The 15,892-nt window shown below is 66.8% G+C and carries 20 protein-coding genes; 7 read left to right on the top strand and 13 right to left on the bottom strand.

Annotated features, from left to right (window positions below; all coding sequences use genetic code 11):
* Positions 1-55 precede the first annotated feature (55 nt).
* The 3 genes from G6N36_RS27755 to G6N36_RS27745 are packed head-to-tail and all read left to right on the top strand — an operon-like array spanning position 56 to position 1,507.
* Positions 56-826, top strand: coding sequence for an LAGLIDADG family homing endonuclease (locus G6N36_RS27755; protein WP_163689993.1), 771 nt, complete (start codon positions 56-58; stop codon positions 824-826).
* Complete coding sequence (locus G6N36_RS27750) at positions 807-1,178, top strand: hypothetical protein (protein WP_163689991.1); 372 nt, start codon at positions 807-809, stop codon at positions 1,176-1,178. The genes G6N36_RS27755 and G6N36_RS27750 overlap by 20 nt, the downstream gene beginning before the upstream one ends.
* Positions 1,175-1,507, top strand: coding sequence for a DUF3817 domain-containing protein (locus G6N36_RS27745; RefSeq protein WP_083125583.1), 333 nt, complete (start codon positions 1,175-1,177; stop codon positions 1,505-1,507). Before G6N36_RS27750 ends, G6N36_RS27745 begins: the two co-directional genes overlap by 4 nt.
* 3 nt (positions 1,508-1,510) lie before the next feature.
* Here the strand turns inward: G6N36_RS27745 and G6N36_RS27740 are convergent, their stop codons facing one another.
* Entirely contained in the window at positions 1,511-2,392 is an 882-nt protein-coding gene (locus G6N36_RS27740) for a haloalkane dehalogenase (RefSeq protein ID WP_163689989.1), read from the bottom strand.
* Between the two features lie 53 nt (positions 2,393-2,445).
* Between G6N36_RS27740 and G6N36_RS27735 the strand changes: the two genes are divergently transcribed.
* Positions 2,446-3,066: a TetR/AcrR family transcriptional regulator gene (locus G6N36_RS27735; protein WP_163689987.1), complete on the top strand. Its 621-nt coding sequence runs from the start codon at positions 2,446-2,448 to the stop codon at positions 3,064-3,066.
* Here the strand turns inward: G6N36_RS27735 and G6N36_RS27730 are convergent.
* Together G6N36_RS27730 and rdgB are read right to left on the bottom strand one after the other, a co-directional pair.
* On the bottom strand, positions 3,024-4,475 hold the full coding sequence (locus G6N36_RS27730; RefSeq protein WP_163689985.1) for an MFS transporter: 1,452 nt from the start codon (positions 4,473-4,475) through the stop codon (positions 3,024-3,026). The two genes, G6N36_RS27735 and G6N36_RS27730, sit on opposite strands and share 43 nt — an antisense overlap.
* Before the next feature lie 47 nt (positions 4,476-4,522).
* Positions 4,523-5,125 carry an RdgB/HAM1 family non-canonical purine NTP pyrophosphatase gene (gene rdgB / locus G6N36_RS27725; protein ID WP_163689983.1) on the bottom strand — a complete coding sequence of 201 codons (603 nt, stop codon included), beginning with the start codon at positions 5,123-5,125 and terminating at the stop codon, positions 4,523-4,525.
* Between the two features lie 147 nt (positions 5,126-5,272).
* On the opposite strand from rdgB, the gene mbp1 reads away from it, so the two are divergent.
* Positions 5,273-5,518 (top strand): microaggregate-binding protein 1, encoded by a 246-nt coding sequence (gene mbp1, locus G6N36_RS27720; RefSeq protein WP_163689981.1) that lies wholly within the window; start codon positions 5,273-5,275, stop codon positions 5,516-5,518.
* A gap of 63 nt (positions 5,519-5,581) precedes the next feature.
* Here the strand turns inward: mbp1 and rph are convergent, their stop codons facing one another.
* Genes rph through clpS form a run of 10 tightly spaced genes read right to left on the bottom strand, consistent with a single transcriptional unit; the run spans position 5,582 to position 12,417 of the window.
* Positions 5,582-6,364 carry a ribonuclease PH gene (gene rph / locus G6N36_RS27715; protein WP_163689979.1) on the bottom strand — a complete coding sequence of 261 codons (783 nt, stop codon included), beginning with the start codon at positions 6,362-6,364 and terminating at the stop codon, positions 5,582-5,584.
* Positions 6,365-6,423: 59 nt separating this feature from the next.
* A complete protein-coding gene (locus G6N36_RS27710) occupies positions 6,424-7,197 on the bottom strand; it encodes a cyclic nucleotide-degrading phosphodiesterase (protein ID WP_163689977.1) in 774 nt (257 codons plus the stop codon).
* Between the two features lie 58 nt (positions 7,198-7,255).
* Positions 7,256-8,089 carry a glutamate racemase gene (murI, locus tag G6N36_RS27705; RefSeq protein WP_163689975.1) on the bottom strand — a complete coding sequence of 278 codons (834 nt, stop codon included), beginning with the start codon at positions 8,087-8,089 and terminating at the stop codon, positions 7,256-7,258.
* Positions 8,086-8,775, bottom strand: coding sequence for a rhomboid family intramembrane serine protease (locus G6N36_RS27700; RefSeq protein ID WP_163689973.1), 690 nt, complete (start codon positions 8,773-8,775; stop codon positions 8,086-8,088). Before G6N36_RS27700 ends, murI begins: the two co-directional genes overlap by 4 nt.
* A complete protein-coding gene (locus tag G6N36_RS27695; protein ID WP_163689971.1) occupies positions 8,766-9,737 on the bottom strand; it encodes a cysteine synthase in 972 nt (323 codons plus the stop codon). The genes G6N36_RS27700 and G6N36_RS27695 overlap by 10 nt, the downstream gene beginning before the upstream one ends.
* Complete coding sequence (locus G6N36_RS27690; protein WP_163689969.1) at positions 9,738-10,019, bottom strand: MoaD/ThiS family protein; 282 nt, start codon at positions 10,017-10,019, stop codon at positions 9,738-9,740.
* Positions 10,020-10,043: 24 nt separating this feature from the next.
* Positions 10,044-10,457: a M67 family metallopeptidase gene (locus G6N36_RS27685; protein WP_163689967.1), complete on the bottom strand. Its 414-nt coding sequence runs from the start codon at positions 10,455-10,457 to the stop codon at positions 10,044-10,046.
* Positions 10,458-10,503: 46 nt separating this feature from the next.
* On the bottom strand, positions 10,504-11,523 hold the full coding sequence (locus tag G6N36_RS27680; RefSeq protein WP_163689965.1) for a P1 family peptidase: 1,020 nt from the start codon (positions 11,521-11,523) through the stop codon (positions 10,504-10,506).
* A 2-nt stretch (positions 11,524-11,525) separates the two neighbouring features.
* Entirely contained in the window at positions 11,526-12,107 is a 582-nt protein-coding gene (gene aosR, locus G6N36_RS27675; RefSeq protein ID WP_163689963.1) for an oxidative stress transcriptional regulator AosR, read from the bottom strand.
* A 7-nt stretch (positions 12,108-12,114) separates the two neighbouring features.
* Positions 12,115-12,417 carry an ATP-dependent Clp protease adapter ClpS gene (gene clpS / locus G6N36_RS27670; protein ID WP_083125570.1) on the bottom strand — a complete coding sequence of 101 codons (303 nt, stop codon included), beginning with the start codon at positions 12,415-12,417 and terminating at the stop codon, positions 12,115-12,117.
* A 181-nt stretch (positions 12,418-12,598) separates the two neighbouring features.
* Here clpS and G6N36_RS27665 point away from each other — a divergent pair, with 181 nt between their 5' ends.
* Entirely contained in the window at positions 12,599-13,858 is a 1,260-nt protein-coding gene (locus G6N36_RS27665) for a nicotinate phosphoribosyltransferase (RefSeq protein WP_235690331.1), read from the top strand.
* Positions 13,859-13,944: 86 nt separating this feature from the next.
* Positions 13,945-15,840 (top strand): ATP-dependent DNA helicase, encoded by a 1,896-nt coding sequence (locus G6N36_RS27660; RefSeq protein ID WP_276067876.1) that lies wholly within the window; start codon positions 13,945-13,947, stop codon positions 15,838-15,840.
* Positions 15,841-15,892 lie beyond the last annotated feature (52 nt).

The raw sequence follows: 15,892 nt of genomic DNA, 5'->3' as shown, positions 1-15,892 counted from the left end.
GACTTGTCGGACGTCAGGCCTAGCTTGGTAGCAAGTCCGACGAAAGTGGCAGGTCGTGCGATCTGCCGAAGAGTTCCACGCTGCGCAGCGCCTCATCGCAGACGGCGTCAACGACTGCGCAATCGCGCGCCAGCTCGGCATCCCGCGCACAACTGTGCGGGATTGGCGATGCAGACCACAGGTCTGGCGCAGGCTCAAAAGCGGACCTGGTTGCGGCGTCGACCACGACTTCTCCGCGCTTCCGGTTGCCGCGTACTGCTACGTCCTGGCGATGTATTTGGGTGACGGCTCGATCTCGCGAGCAACTCGCGTGTGGCGTATACGCATCACGCTCGACCAGAAGTACCCCGCAATCATCGAGCGCTGCTGCCAGGCCATCGAGATTCTCATGCCGGGCCAACGGGCGGGGATTGTGAAACGCGTCGGCTGCGTTGACGTTTCCCTCTTCTCGAAGCACTGGCCGTGCCTACTCCCCCAACACGGCCCCGGAGTCAAGCACAAGCGACGCATAGCCCTCGAACCGTGGCAACAAGCGCTCGTCGACCAAGCCACCGAAGAATTCGTCCTCGGACTGATCCACAGCGACGGCTGCCGGGTCGTCGCGAATGACCGCGGCGTCGCCAGCGTGCGCTACCACTTCTCGAACCGATCCGAAGACATCCTCGGGTTGTTCACCGCCGCACTCGACAAGCTCGGTATTCACTGGACGCGGTCGACCAAGCACATCGTGTCGATCTACCGAAAGGCCGATACCGCCCGATTGGACGAGTTCATCGGCCCGAAGACGCGCGCGGTACCGTTGGAAGGTGTCCACTACGCGGCGTAGCAGGCCGGCGCTCGTCGCGTTGGCGGTGCTCGGCGCCGCCGGCTGCCTGGCCCTGGCCTGGTGGCAGTGGACCCGCTTCGAGTCCGCGTCGGGCACCTTCGTCAACCTCGGCTACGCCCTGCAGTGGCCGCTGTTCGCCGGCTTCGTCGTCTACGCGTACTACAAGTTCGTGCGCTACGAGGAAGCGCCGCCGGAGCCGAAGCGGCACGATGAGATCACCGAGATACCCGCGGGCCTGCTGCCCGAACGACCTACCGCGGCGACCCGACCCGACGACGACCCCGTGTTGAGCGAGTACAACGCATACCTCGCCGACCTCGCCAAGGAAGACAAGGAACGACCGACGACATGACGGAGACCACCGGCACCCCCGTTGAAAGCATCCGCAAGGCGCTGATGGGCTACCGCGTCACCGCGTGGATCACCGGCATCTGGCTCATCGCGCTCTGCTACGAGATGGTGATGAAGTACGGCTTCGGCGTGGAGGGCCTGAACTGGATCGCGGTCGTCCACGGGTGGGTGTACTTCGTATACCTGCTCTTCACCGCCAACCTTGCGGTGAAGGTGCGCTGGCCGATCGCCAAGACCATCGGCATCCTGCTGGCGGGCACCATTCCACTGGTCGGCATCATCGTCGAGCAGATTCAAACCAGAGAGATCAAGCAGAAGCACGGTCTGTAACCGTCAGGTCAGGTGCTTGAGCACCTCTTCGGCCAGTCGCTCACCACGATCCTCCTGCAGGAAGTGTGACGCGCCCTCGATCCTCACCTGCTCAGTCGCGCCGGGAATCAGATCGCAAAACGCTTGCCCCGCTTTCGGGTACGGGAAGATCGGATCCTGATCGGAGAACGCGACCAACGCCGGCTTCTGCCACCGCGACAGCTCATCGGCCACCGCACTCATGACCAGTGCTCCCGGTGCGTCTTCGGTAAGCGGCACCAGTAGCGGGAACTGCGCCGCACCGGCCTTCGACTCAACCGTCGGGAACGGCGCATCGTAAGCAGCGACGACATCCTCGGGAAGCTCTGTGGCCGTAGCGCCCTGGATCACGAAGCCGACCGGCAGATCCGGGTTCTTCTCGGCAAAGTCTCGCCACGCCATGAACCCCTTCGAGACCCGCCCGGTGAACAGCCCGGTGTTGAAGATCGCCAGCGCACCAACACGATCGGCGTTCTCCACGGCCCAACGCAGTCCGATCGCGCCGCCCCAGTCCTGCACCACCACGATGGCGTCACTCAGATCCAGACCCGCCAGCACGCGCGACGTCAGCTCCGTGTGGCGGTCGTAGGTGTACCAACCGCGATCGGTGGGCTTGTCCGAACGTCCGAAACCCGCGTAGTCCGGCACGACCACGCGGTGGCCGGCCTCCACGAGAGGACCGACCATCTTGCGATAGAGGTACGCCCAGCTCGGCTCTCCGTGAAAGCACACGATCGGCCTGCCGCCGCGCGGCCCCTCGTCGAGGTAGTGCATGCGAAGGCCGTCGACATCGACGTAGTTGGGCGCGAAGTCGTAGCCCGGCAGATTCTCAAAGCGTTCGTCCGGCGTCCGGAAGACCTCAGTCATGCAGACAACGTAGACCCGAGTTGACCGACCGGTCAACTATGTAGAATCAGCGCATGGCACGTACGTCGGACGCGCGCGAGCGGATAGTCGCGACGGCCGCACGGCTGTTTCTCGAACGCAGCTACCAGGCCGTCGGCGTCGACGAACTGTGCCAGGCCGCCGACGTCCGCAAGGGCAGCTTCTACCACTACTTCTCGTCGAAATCGGAGCTGGCGAAGGCGGTGATCGACCTGCATGCCGAGGTCTTCGCACGACGGTTGTCCGGCTCACCCGCCGCGACGCCGGCGCAGAAACTACATGCGATCCCCGACGCGATCGGCACGATCCAGGCCGCGCTGCAAGCTCAGTTCGGGCGGGCGGTCGGCTGCCCGTTCGGGAACTTCGCCGCCGAACTATCGACCACCGACGACGATCTGAGAACGCATCTCGCCGGCGTGCTGGGCGCGATGGAGCGCCACCTCGCCAGAGCGTGCCACGACGCGTCCGATGCGGGCGTACTGCGCGACGGCACCGACCCCGACCGGCTCGCGCACGCACTGCTGGCGCAGTACCAGGGAATCATCCTGCTCGCCAAGCTCAACGACTCCGGCGTCGACACGCTGGCGCCCGCACTGCACGACTTCATCGATGGCTACCTCGTCGATGCGCCCACTTCTGCAGGCACGCGGTCCTGATCGGCATCGGTCACTGGGATCAACGCTGCGAGGACGCCCGCGAGTATCGCCATTCCTGCTGCGATCAGCAGACTGATCCGAAACGCCGTCAACGACGGAAACTCCTGACCCGCAATGGAAATCGTCAATCCGGTCAGGACCGCACCGACCACGGCGCTCGAGATCGACGTTCCCAGCGCTCGCGCCAGCGCATTGATGCCGTTCGCTGCGGCCGTCTCCGACATCGGTACCGCGGCGTTGATGAGCGCGGGCAGCGACGAGTAGGCGAACCCCACGCCGACACTGACCAGCACGTTGAACAGGCACAGCTGCCATGCACCACCGAGCAACACGAAACCCGCCAAGTACGAGGCCGCGATGATCGCGCAGCCGAGCACCAGCGTGAACCTCGGCCCTCGGGCGGCGGCGATCCTGGACGCGACCGGCGAGGCCACCATCATGGCCAGGCCGCCCGGCGCCAGCCACAGCCCCGCTTCAACCATCGAGAGCCCCAGCCCGTAACCGGTGGTGACGGGCACCTCGAGGACCTGCGGGCCGATCAACGCGAGCGCGAACATCGCGAAACCGACCGCCACGGAAGCGACATTCGTCATCAGCACCGGCCGCTTGACCGTGGTCCGCAGGTCGACCATCGGCGAGTCGATGCGCAGCTGCCACCACCCGAACATCGCGAAGATGACGATCGATGCGGCGAACATCCCCAGCGTGGTCGCGCTACCCCAGCCCCAGTTGCCGCCCTTCGATATTCCGAGCAACAGCGTCACCAGACCGGCCGCAAGGCCGAGCGCGCCGAGCGGATCGAGCCGGTCGGACGACGCCGCCGCCGGAATTCGCGGCACCAGCACCGCGAACAGAACTCCGGACATCGCACCCAAGATCGCCGCGAACCAGAACACCGCGTGCCAGTCGAAGTGATCGGCGATGATCGCCGCCAATGGCAATCCGAGTGCCGCACCCACGCCGAGCGATGCGCTCATCAATCCCATTGCGGTGCCGACGCGGTGGGCGGGTACGCACGTCCGCAGCACACTGATTCCGAGCGGGACGATCGGCACACCGAAGCCCTGCAGCGCGCGGCCGATGACCACCGGCACCCACGCGCTGGTCGACGCCGCGATCAGGGAACCGAGGGTCATCAGGATGGCGCAGGCGATCAGCAGGCGTTTGGGGCCGTACATGTCGCCGAGCCTGCCGACCACCGGTGTCGCCACGGCCGCGACGAGCAGCGTCGCCGTGATCACCCACGATGCATTGGACGCGCTGGTGTTGAGCAGCTTCGGCAGCTCGGGAATCAGCGGGATGACCAGTGTCTGCATCAACGACATGCAGGTACCGGTTGTCGCCAGCACAGCGACCACTACGGCGGGATGACGAGTGCGCCCGACGTCCGGCGTAGTGAGGCGGCGCATCACCGGGATGCTACCGATTAGGCTGGCTATACAAAATTTGCGTGCTGCTAGCCGGCCAACTCCCGCAGCGCGGGCACCAGTAGCGCCAGGGCCCGGCCGCGGTGCGACGCGGCATCCTTCTCGGCGGGGCTGAGCTCCGCTGCCGTGCGCGTGGATCCCGACGGCAGGAACACCGGGTCGTACCCGAATCCGCCGTCACCGCGTGGTTCTCGCACGATGGCGCCGGGCCATTCACCACGCACGACAACTTCACCCACGCCGGACACCAACGCGCACGCCGACACGAACGCCGCGCCCCGGCGCGAGTCCGGCACATCTGCCAATTGCCCCAACATCAGGGCGGTGTTGGCGGCATCGTCGCCGTGACGGCCGGACCACCGCGCCGACAACACGCCGGGCATTCCATTCAACGCCGCCACCTCGAGACCCGAATCATCGGCGACCGACGCGATCCCGGTAGCCCGAAACGCGTCACGCGCCTTCGCCAACGCGTTCTCCTCGAACGTCGCGCCGGTCTCCGGCGCCTCGTCGAACGGCGCGACGTCATCGAGCGACAACAGCGTCAGTTCCGAGAGACCCGCCCCCTCGAGCACGCGGTGCAGCTCCGCCAACTTCTTGCGGTTGCGGGTGGCGACGAGTAGATCCGTCACGGCTTGATCCCGAACACCAGACCACCGTAGACGCCCGCTTTTGTGAGTCCGCTAACAGTCTGCTTGCAACAGCTAGCAGTGGGGGTACCGCTAACTCATCACGGCACGGACAACACGGTCGGTCGTGAACAAGCGAAGGGGAACCAAGTGGCTGAGAACAACAGCGGACCCATTGAGGCCGTGCGCGGCATCGTTTCGGGCGCGATCGGATTCACCAAGCAGGTCATAGGACTGATTTTGAGCCGAAGCGAGCTTCAGGAAGAGGGTCGCGCCCAGGTCGAGAAGGCCTCGCACCAGCTCGATGCAGCGCGTGCAGAGGCCGAAGCCGAGGCCGCTCGCACCAAGGCCAAGGCACAGGAATCGCGCCAGAAGGCCGCCAGCAACTCGAAGTAATCGACGCGGAGAAGCACCCTCGGCTCGCATGAGCCGGGGGTGCTTACTCGTTCTCGAGTCCGGTCAGCTGCCGAACGCTTTCTTCGCCGGCTCGCCGGACTCCGGCAGCTCACCCGGATAAGGCAGTTCCAATGCCTCGCGCTGGATGTCGAAGATCTGCTCACAGGCGGCCATCGCGGCGTCCAGCATCTTGTCCAGCGTCGAGCGCGGGAACGTCGCGCCCTCGCCAGTGCCCTGGATCTCCACGAGCGTTCCGGTGTCGGTGGCGACGACGTTCATGTCCACCTCGGCGCGCGAGTCCTCCGTGTAGGGCAGGTCGACGCGGACGCGGCCGTCGACCACTCCGACACTGACCGCCGCGATCGCACACGACAACGGCCGCGGATCCGACAGCTTGCCGCCCGCACCCAGGTACGTCACCGCATCGGCCAGCGCGACGTACGCCCCGGTGATGGCCGCGGTGCGGGTGCCTCCGTCGGCCTGCAGCACATCGCAGTCGATAGCGATGGTGTTTTCACCGAGCGCACCGAGGTCGATGCACGCACGCAGCGACCGCCCGACGAGCCGGCTGATCTCCTGCGTACGGCCACCGACGCGGCCCTTGACCGACTCACGGTCGGAACGGTCGTGGGTGGCGGCGGGCAGCATCGCGTACTCGGCGGTCAGCCAGCCCTGTCCCGAACCCTTACGCCAGCGCGGCACACCTTCGGTGACGCTCGCCGTGCACATGACCCGGGTTTGGCCGAACTCCACGAGTACCGAACCGGCGGGGTGAGTGGTGAAGCCGCGGGTGATGCGGACCGGTCGCAGCTCGTCGTCAAGCCGACCATCTTCTCGTCTGGACACGGGGCAACCCTATCGGGTGGGCCCGACGCCCCGGCCAAGCCGGCAACGCGGGTCTGAAGCTAGGACTTGGCGATCTCGAATGACTCCCCGCACACCACGGCGTGCACCGGACCGTCGAACTCGGCCTTGGCCTCGCTGATGACATCCTCACGGGACGTCCAGGGCGGGATGTGCGTCAGCAGCAGTTCGCCGACGCCCGCATTGGCTGCGGCCCGGCCGGCTTCTGTTCCCGACAGGTGCAGCCTCGGCGGCCGCTCCGGGGAATGCGTCCACGACGCCTCGCACAGAAACACGTCGGCTCCCCGGGCGAGGTCGATCAGCGCATCGCAGTAGCCGGTGTCACCGCTGTACACCAACGTGGCACCCGCCGGGTCGGTGATCCGGAAGCCGTAAGACTCGGTGGGATGGCAGACGAGGCGAGGCACGACGTTCAGCGTCCCGAGGTCTACCGCCCGGTTGTCCACCCAGTGCCGGATGTCGAAGATGTCCGAGAAGTCGTCGATCTCTCCGCCCTCGGGCGACGACGCGGCGCCCAGCCGAGCCCACGTATTGGCCGGCCCGTACATCACGCCGCGCTCCTGCGCCGGCGACGGGTGATAGCGCCGCCATACGAACAGGCCCGGCAGGTCAAGACAATGGTTTGCGTGCAGATGCGAGAGGAGCACGTACACGGAGTTGGGATCGGCGTACCGCTGCAGCGCACCGAGCACGCCGCCACCGAAATCGAGGACTAGCGGTGGGGTGTCCGGAGCGGTGACCAGGTAGCCGGACGCTGGCGAATCAGGCCCGACAACACTGCCGGAGCAACCGAGTACGGTGATTCGCACACTCACTAGCTTGCCATGCCCACCATCCGCAAGACGAAAACATCGCTGGTTTGCGTGACCGAATTCATTTTTGGACTTTGACAGTGTGCTGAACAGGGCGAACACCGTCGATTGTCGGCCCGAGGAACCGACCCGCGAGTGTGGTGAACGCCTCAGGATCGCCGGTAGCCTCGAAACGACGTCGAACCGCGGGCCCCGCCTCGCCCGAATGCGGATGCAGCAAATCTGATTGGCTGAGTACGCGCAGCAAGTCCTTGGCGGTCTCTTCGGCGCTGGACACCAGTGTCACGTGGTCGCCCATCGCGAGTTGGATCAGACCCGACAGCATCGGGTAGTGCGTGCACCCCAGCACCAGCGTGTCCACCTCAGCGCGCTGGAGGGGCTCGAGATACGCCTCCGCAAGGCCGAGCACCTGGCGTCCACTTGTCACTCCCCGCTCGACGAAGTCGACGAATCGGGGGCACGCCACCCCGATCACCTCGGTGTCGCGCGCCGCCGCGAACGCGTCGTGGTAGGCGCCCGACGCGATGGTCGCCTCCGTCCCGATGACGCCGATGCGGCCGTTGCGGGTAGCGGCCACGGCACGACGGACCGCGGGCAGGATCACCTCGACCACGGGCACCGGCGCGTAGCGCTCCCTGGCGTCGCGCAGGCATGCCGACGACGCCGTATTGCACGCGATCACAAGCGCTTTGACACCGCGGGACACCAGATCGTCGCCGATCGCCAGCGCATGCCCGCGGATCTCTGGAATGGTGAGCGGACCGTAGGGACCGTTGGCGGTGTCCCCGACGTAGATGATGTCTTCGTCCGGTAGCTGGTCGATGATCGCGCGGGCGACCGTCAACCCGCCGACACCGGAGTCGAAGATCCCGACGGGCGCGGTTGCAGAATTCACGGCGTCAGGTTGTACGGGTTCTTCGCGGTGACCTTGCGACGTTCACGCGCCTTGCGTTCAGGCCCGGACAGCAGGTACGCCGCGACGACGCCGGCGATCGCACCGCACAGGTGGCCCTGCCACGAAACGCCGGGGGTGCCCGGCAGGACCCCGAACAGCACGCTGCCGTAGACCAACAGGACCACGACGCCGACGACGATCTCCCACATCTTGCGCGTGAAGAATCCGAATACGATCAGGAAGGCCAGCCAGCCGAAAATGAGCCCCGAGGCGCCAATGTGGTTGGTCTCGCAGCGCACGCCGACGTATGGGCAGTGCGCACCGATGTTGCCGAGCAGCCACGTGCCGAGGCCGCCGAGAATCCAGACGATGGCCGTAGCGAAGATGAACCGCGACAACCCCGCGAGCGTCATCAGGAAGCCGAGGATGAGCGCCGGAACGGTGTTGGCGATCAGGTGATTCCAGTCCGAGTGCAGCAGCGGCGCCCAGATGATCCCCCATAGCCCGTCGCTCTCCAATGGCCGAATGCCGTTGCTGTCCAGGCGATGACTGGTCAACGAGTCCCACAACTCGATGACCCACAGCAGCACGACGAAGCTGATGATGGTCACACCGCCGACGATCCAGGCGGGCCGCTTCTTCGGCTCCGCCGGCGTCCCCGGGTATCCCGAACCTGTCAAGCCCATAACTGCCCTTCCAACGCGACCTCCGCGTCATCCAGGCTACCGGCGTACGCGCCGGTCGACAGATACTTCCACCCGGCGTCGGCGACGACGAACGCGATGTCGGCCTGTTCCCCCGCTTTGAGCGCCTTGGTCGCCATGCCGAGCGCGGCGTGCAGCACGGCACCGGTGGAGATGCCGGCGAAGATGCCTTCCACCTGGACGAGCTCGCGCGTGCGCTTGACCGCGTCGTAGGAACCGACGGAGAACCGGGTGGTCAGCACCTCGGCGTCGTACAGCTCGGGGATGAACCCCTCGTCGATGTTGCGCAGGGCGTACACACCCTCGCCGTAGCGCGGCTCGGCGGCCACGATCTGCACATCGGGCTTCTGCTCGCGCAGAAATCGTCCGGTGCCCATCAATGTGCCGGTGGTCCCGAGGCCCGCCACGAAGTGCGTGATCTCCGGAAGGTCGGCCAACAATTCGGGGCCGGTGCCCTCGTAATGCGCAAGGGAGTTGGACTCGTTGCCGTACTGATACAGCATGGTCCACGAAGGATTCTGCAGCGCAAGCTCTTTCGCGTGAGCGACGGCAGTGTTCGACCCGCCCTCGGCCGGGGAGTAGATGATCCGCGCTCCGTAGAGCTCCAGCAGTTGCCGTCGTTCTATCGACGTGTTCTCGGGCATCACGCAGATCATCTGGTAGCCCTTGAGCAGCGCCGCCATTGCGAGCGATATGCCGGTGTTGCCACTGGTCGGCTCGAGAATCGTTGCGCCGGGCTGTAATTCACCCCGCCGCTCGGCATCCTCGATCATCCGTAGCGCGGGCCGGTCCTTGATGGAGCCGGTCGGGTTGCGGTCCTCGAGCTTCGCCCACAACCGCACGTGCGGAGCGCCGTCCTCGTCACTCCAGCGGGGCGACAACCGCTGCAGGCCCACCAGCGGCGTATTGCCCAGCGCCTGGATCAGGGAGTCGTGTCGGGTCACTCAGCCACCTGCGACGGCGGGCAGGATCGTCACCGAGTCGCCGTCGGAGATCGCGGTGTCCAGCCCTCCGGAGAACCGCACGTCCTCGTCGTTGACGTAGATGTTGACGAACCGGTTCAGCTTGCCGGGATTGGCACTGTCCATCAGGCGATCGGAGATGCCCGAGTAGTTCGCTTCGAGATCGCTGATCACCGCGCTCAGGGTGGCGCCGTCCGCGGCGACGCGCTTCTCGCCGCCGGTGTGGGTGCGCAGGATGGTCGGGATCGACACGGTGACAGACATGGGCCGGTCACTCCTTTCAGAGTTCTAGTACTGCTCGACGATCTTGACGGGTTCCTCGGTGACGACGCCGTCGAGGATGCGGTAGCTGCGCAACTCGTGCTCGTCGGGGTCGCGCGTCGACACCAGGACGTAGTGGGCGTCCGGTTCGGACGCGTAGGAGATATCGGTGCGGCTCGGGTACGCCTCGGTGGCGGTATGCGAGTGATAGATGATGACCGGCGCCTCGTCTGCGTCGTCCATCTCTCGCCACACCTTGAGCTGCTCGCCGGAGTCGAACCGGTAGAAGGTCGGCGAACGCTCGGCGTTGGTCATCGCGATGAACCGCTCCGGGCGATCGGAGCCCTCCGGTCCCGCGATCACTCCGCAGGCCTCGTCGGGGTGGTCAGCGCGGGCGTGGGCGACCATGGCGTCGACCAGATCCGCTCGGATCACCAGCACGTTCACTCCTCCCTGCTAGCCGCGGCCGACCGGCACCCGGGTCCGTTCATTCGAACGCTCCGGGCAACATGTCCCGGTACGTCGGTATTCCGGCGACCGACTCGGCTGCCAGCACGCCGACCAGCACCGCGCGGGCCAGGCAGTCCGCCGCGGCCGCCCCGAGCGCGGTGATCAGGGGCACCTCCGGCGACATCGACGCGGGTGTCGCCGGATCGGGCGGTACCTCGATGGCTCCGGTGGCCAGCGCAAACACCGTATCTCCATCGAGCGGGGTGTGACACGGCCGGATGGTGCGAGCCAGGCCGTCCTGGGCGGCGACGGCCATCCGGCGGCACCCAGCCTTGCTGAGGACCGCATCGGTCGCGACCACGGCGATGGTGGTGTTGAGCGGGCTGAGCTCGGTGTGGCGGTCGGCGTATGCCGCGATCTGATCGGCCGGCGGGGACACCAGACCGAACTCCTCGATCTGGTCGGCGAGCCACGGCAGCCCGGTCGCGGGGTCCACGGCGTCACCGGCGGCGTTGACGACCACGATCGCTCCTACCGTCGCGCCGGACTCGAGCGTCACCGACGCGGTGCCGACACCACCTTTGAGCACCCCGACGCGTGCCCCTACGCCGGCGCCGACGGTGCCGATGGCCACGTCGGTGCCCGCGCTCTCGGCGGCGGCGCGACCGAACTCGGCGTCCGGTCGGCACTTCCAGCCGCCGACCGGAAGATCAAAAATCACTGCGGACGGAACGATGGGTACGACGCCGCCCTCGATCGCCACCCCGCGATCCTGCCCCTCCAGCCACTCCATCACCCCGTGCGCCGCGGCCAAGCCGAACGCGCTGCCACCACTGAGCACGACGGCATCGACGTGACGCACCGAGTTGATGGGGTCGAGCAGGTCGGTCTCGCGGGTGCCGGGTGCACCACCGCGGCAGTCGACGGCGCCGATGGTCCCCGGTGGTGTCAGAACGACGGTTGTTCCGGTGGCCCACCCCGAACCGAGCTCCGCGTCGGAATCGATCCGGTGGTGATGGCCGACGCGGATTCCGGCGACATCCGTGATCGCACCCATGGTCACGACCTGCCCATGATTCCGAGCACCAGATACTCCTGCAGCACCGTCAGCCACTGATACACGTCGAGATGTCCCGCCATCGGATGTTCAGGCGGCAGTTCGGCAGGGCCATCCTGCGCGACGCCGAGCATGGTGCCAAGTGCGAGCCGCATGTCGTTGACGGCTGCCGCCCAGGCGTGCGCGTCATCTTCGCTGAGTTCGAATTTGCCGCCGTGCTGCGGCACCGTGTCCAACAATCGTTGTGCCGCTTCACGTTTAGCTTCGATGATCTCCGGCTCGTGCAGGCTGCGCAGCGCACTGTTGAGGCTCTCGGCGGGGCCGGAACCCGCCGGATGGTCGGTTTGCGGGCGGAAGAAGTCCGGCAGCAGCCGCTTCATCGTCTCATCCTGCGGAGGCGACGAGTGGCCGGTGCGCATCCCGGTTATCTCCTGGAGTTCATCAGCGGGAGAAGATGATTCGCGGTCGTTGAGCATTCCGACCATCGACGTCGCGAGGTTCTGCAGCAGCGATACCTCGTGAGCGGCCAGGGCCGACCGGAAGCGCGGGCCGTCGGCGGTGTCGACCCGTTTCCATTTGCGCACAGTCGGATCAGCGGTCCTGCTGCAGGGTCGCCCACAAACCTGCGGCATGCAGCTTGGACACGTCGACCTCCATCGACTCCCGGCTGCCCGCCGACACCACGGCCTTACCCTCGGTGTGCACCTGCATCATGAGTTTGGTCGCGTGCGGCTCGCTGTAGCCGAAGAGCTTCTGGAAGACGTACGTCACGTAAGTCATCAGATTGACCGGGTCGTCCCAGACCAGGGTCACCCACGGGCTATCCGTCGCATCCAGAGTGGCGACGTCCCGTTCCTCGCGAGTTCCCGGTCGGGCCTTCGCCGGCGTAACCATGTGGACAAGGATAGCGAGACAGTCGGGTCACACGTTCGCCGGATCGTGCTGATCGCCCCGCGGGGGGCCGCAACACGCGTGCTCGAGGAGATCAAGTCGAGGCCAGCGGCCGCTCAGCCGATACGGTTGCGGTGTGGTCCCGGGTTCTACGGCGTTACTCACCGACAAGTACGAGTTGACGATGCTCGCCGCCGCCCTGCGCGACGGGACCGCACACCGCCGGACGACGTTCGAGGTGTTCGCCCGCAGGCTTCCCGAAGGGCGTCGCTACGGCGTCGTCGCCGGAACGGCCCGATTCGTGGAAGCGTTGGCACAGTTCACGTTCGACGAATCCGCGTTGACGGCGATTTCGGATTTCTGCGATCGCGAGACGCTCGCGTTCCTCGCCGACTACCGGTTCCGCGGCGACATCGACGGCTACTGCGAGGGTGAGCTCTACTTCCCGGGTTCCCCGGTATTGAGCGTGCACGGCGCGTTCGGCGAGTGTGTCGTCCTGGAGACCCTCGCATTGTCGATCCTCAACCACGACACTGCGATCGCCTCGGCCGCAGCCCGCATGGTCAGCGCCGCCGACGGCCGAACGATGATCGAGATGGGTTCGCGGCGGACCCACGAACTTGCCGCCGTCGCCGCCGCTCGCGCCGCCTACATCGCCGGTTTCACCGGCACGTCGAACCTGGAGGCGCAGCGCACCTACGGTGTGCCTGCACTGGGCACGAGCGCGCACGCGTTCACGCTGCTGCACACCGATCGCAACGGCCCGGACGAGAGGGCGGCGTTCAAGGCCCAGGTCGAAGCCCTCGGGGTGGGCACCACGCTGCTCGTCGACACCTACGACATCACGCAGGGCGTGGCCAATGCCGTCGAGGTGGCGGGCCAGGACCTCGGCGCGGTCCGCATCGACTCGGGCGATCTCGGGGTGCTCGCCCGGCAGGTGCGGGCACAGCTCGACGGCATCGGCGCACGCAACACCCGCATCGTGGTGTCCGGCGACCTGGATGAGTACGCCATCGCCGCACTGCGCGTCGAGCCCGTCGACATCTACGGTGTCGGCACATCGGTGGTGACCGGGTCGGGCGCGCCGACCGCCGGCATGGTCTACAAGCTGGTCGAGGTGGACGGTCTGCCGGTGGAGAAACGGAGCAGCCACAAGGAATCTCACGGCGGCCGCAAGCAAGCGATGCGGACATGCAAGGACACCGGAACGATCCTCGAGGAGGTCGTGTACCCCTACGGTCGTCGACCCCAGGGCGAGTCGGGACGCGACCTCACGGTCGACATCATGCGCAACGGCGAACCGACGGCCGAATTCGATCTCGCGGCCGCGCGCGAACGCGTCAAGGAGGGTCTGCTGAGCTTGCCCTGGACCGGCCTGAAACTCTCCCGCGGCGAACCGGCCATCCCCACCCGCATAATCTCTCCCCCGAGTCACCAGGAGTAGTCACGGGCGAGACCGGAAACGTCACCGAACTGCTGGCAACGGCGGTCGCCGCACTCGGCGGTGCAGAACGCCCCGGCCAGATCGAGATGGCCGAGGCGGTGGCACATGCCTTCGAAAGCGGCGAACACCTCGCCGTCCAGGCCGGCACGGGTACCGGGAAATCCCTCGCGTACCTGGTTCCCGCGATCGCGCGCGCGGTCGCCACCGACGAGCCGGTCGTCATATCGACAGCGACCATCGCGCTGCAGCGCCAGCTGGTCGATCGGGATCTGCCACGGCTTGCCGAATCGTTGACCGGCGCGCTGCCGCGTAGCCCCGAGTTCGCATTGCTGAAGGGCCGGGGAAACTATCTGTGTCTCAACAAGATTCACAACGGATCGATGACCGAGCCAGATGAACAGCCACAGGACGAGCTGTTCGAGCCGGTTGCGGCGTCAGCCCTCGGCCGCGATGTGCAGCGGCTGGTCGCGTGGTCCTCGGATACCGAGACAGGCGATCGCGACGAACTGACCCCGGGAGTGCCCGACCGGTCGTGGTCACAGGTCAGCGTCTCGGCGCGCGAATGCATCGGGGTCTCCCGCTGCCCGTTCGGCACCGACTGTTTTGCCGAGAAAGCCCGCGACAAGGCCGGCCATGCCGATGTCGTCGTCACCAACCACGCCCTGTTGGCCATTGACGCCGTATCGGATGCGGCCGTGCTCCCTGAACACCAGCTGCTCGTGGTCGACGAAGCACACGAACTCGTCGACCGCGTCACCGGCGTGGCCACCGGTGAACTCTCGGCGACGTCGATGGCGGTCGCGCATCGACGTTCTTCTAGGCTGGTCGATCAGGAACTGGCGCAACGGTTGGAGGCCGCCACCGCCACGCTGTCGTCGGTCATCCACGACGCCACGCCCGGACGTATCGACACGCTCGACGACGAAATGGCGACCTACCTGACCGCGCTGCGCGACGCCGCCCATCGGGTTCGATCGGCGATCGACACCAGCCCGAGCGACCCGAAAGCCGCCTCCGCGCGCGCCGAGGCGGTCACCGCGCTGACCGATATGGGAGACACCGCGTCGCGCATCCTGGACTCCTTCGTGCCGGCTATTCCGGACCGCACCGACGTCGTGTGGCTCGATCGAGAGGAGAACCGCGGCAATACGCGAGTGGTCCTGCGCGTCGCCCCGCTGTCGGTGTCAGGCCTGTTGCGAGCCCGACTGTTCGAGCAGACGACGGCCGTCCTCACCTCGGCCACTCTGACCATCGGCGGCAGGTTCGATGCCATGGCGTCGGCGTGGGGGCTGGCCGGTGACGACGACAAGGTCCGGTGGCGCGGCATCGACGTCGGATCACCGTTCCAGCACGAGAAGTCGGGCATCCTCTACGTCGCCGCCCATCTCCCGCCACCGGGGCGCGACGGCACCGGATCGGCCGAACAGCTCGACGAGATCGGCGGGCTCATCACCGCCGCGGGCGGCCGCACACTCGGCCTGTTCTCGTCGATGCGCGCCGCGAAGGCCGCCGCTGAGATCATGCGCGACCGTCTCGAAACCCCCGTCCTGTGTCAAGGTGACGACACCACGTCGGCGCTGGTGACGCGCTTCGCCGAGGACGCGGAGACGTCGCTGTTCGGGACCCTGTCGCTCTGGCAGGGCGTCGATGTTCCCGGACCGTCACTGTCGCTGGTGCTCATCGACCGCATTCCGTTCCCCCGGCCCGACGATCCGCTGCTGACGGCACGCCAGCGGGCGATCGCTTCCCGCGGTGGCAACGGATTCATGGCCGTCGCCGCCAGCCACGCGGCGCTGCTGCTGGCTCAGGGCGCCGGTCGACTCCTGCGGCGCATCGACGATCGGGGTGTCGTCGCGGTACTGGACTCGCGGATGGCGACCGCGCGGTACAGCGGGTTTCTGCGGGCGTCGCTGCCCCCGTTCTGGGCGACCACCGACTCGGTCAGGGTCCGCGAGGCACTCGAACGCCTACGCGCGGGCTGATGCCTTTCACTATCGTGTCGGCTAATTCCCCGTGCGGGCCGCCCGGGCCGCC

The organism is Mycolicibacterium gadium (genome assembly GCF_010728925.1).
In the GTDB taxonomy this organism is placed as follows: Bacteria; Actinomycetota; Actinomycetes; order Mycobacteriales; family Mycobacteriaceae; genus Mycobacterium; species Mycobacterium gadium.
Note: the sequence above shows the minus strand (reverse complement) of the source record. Positions and strands in the feature narration are given on the sequence as shown.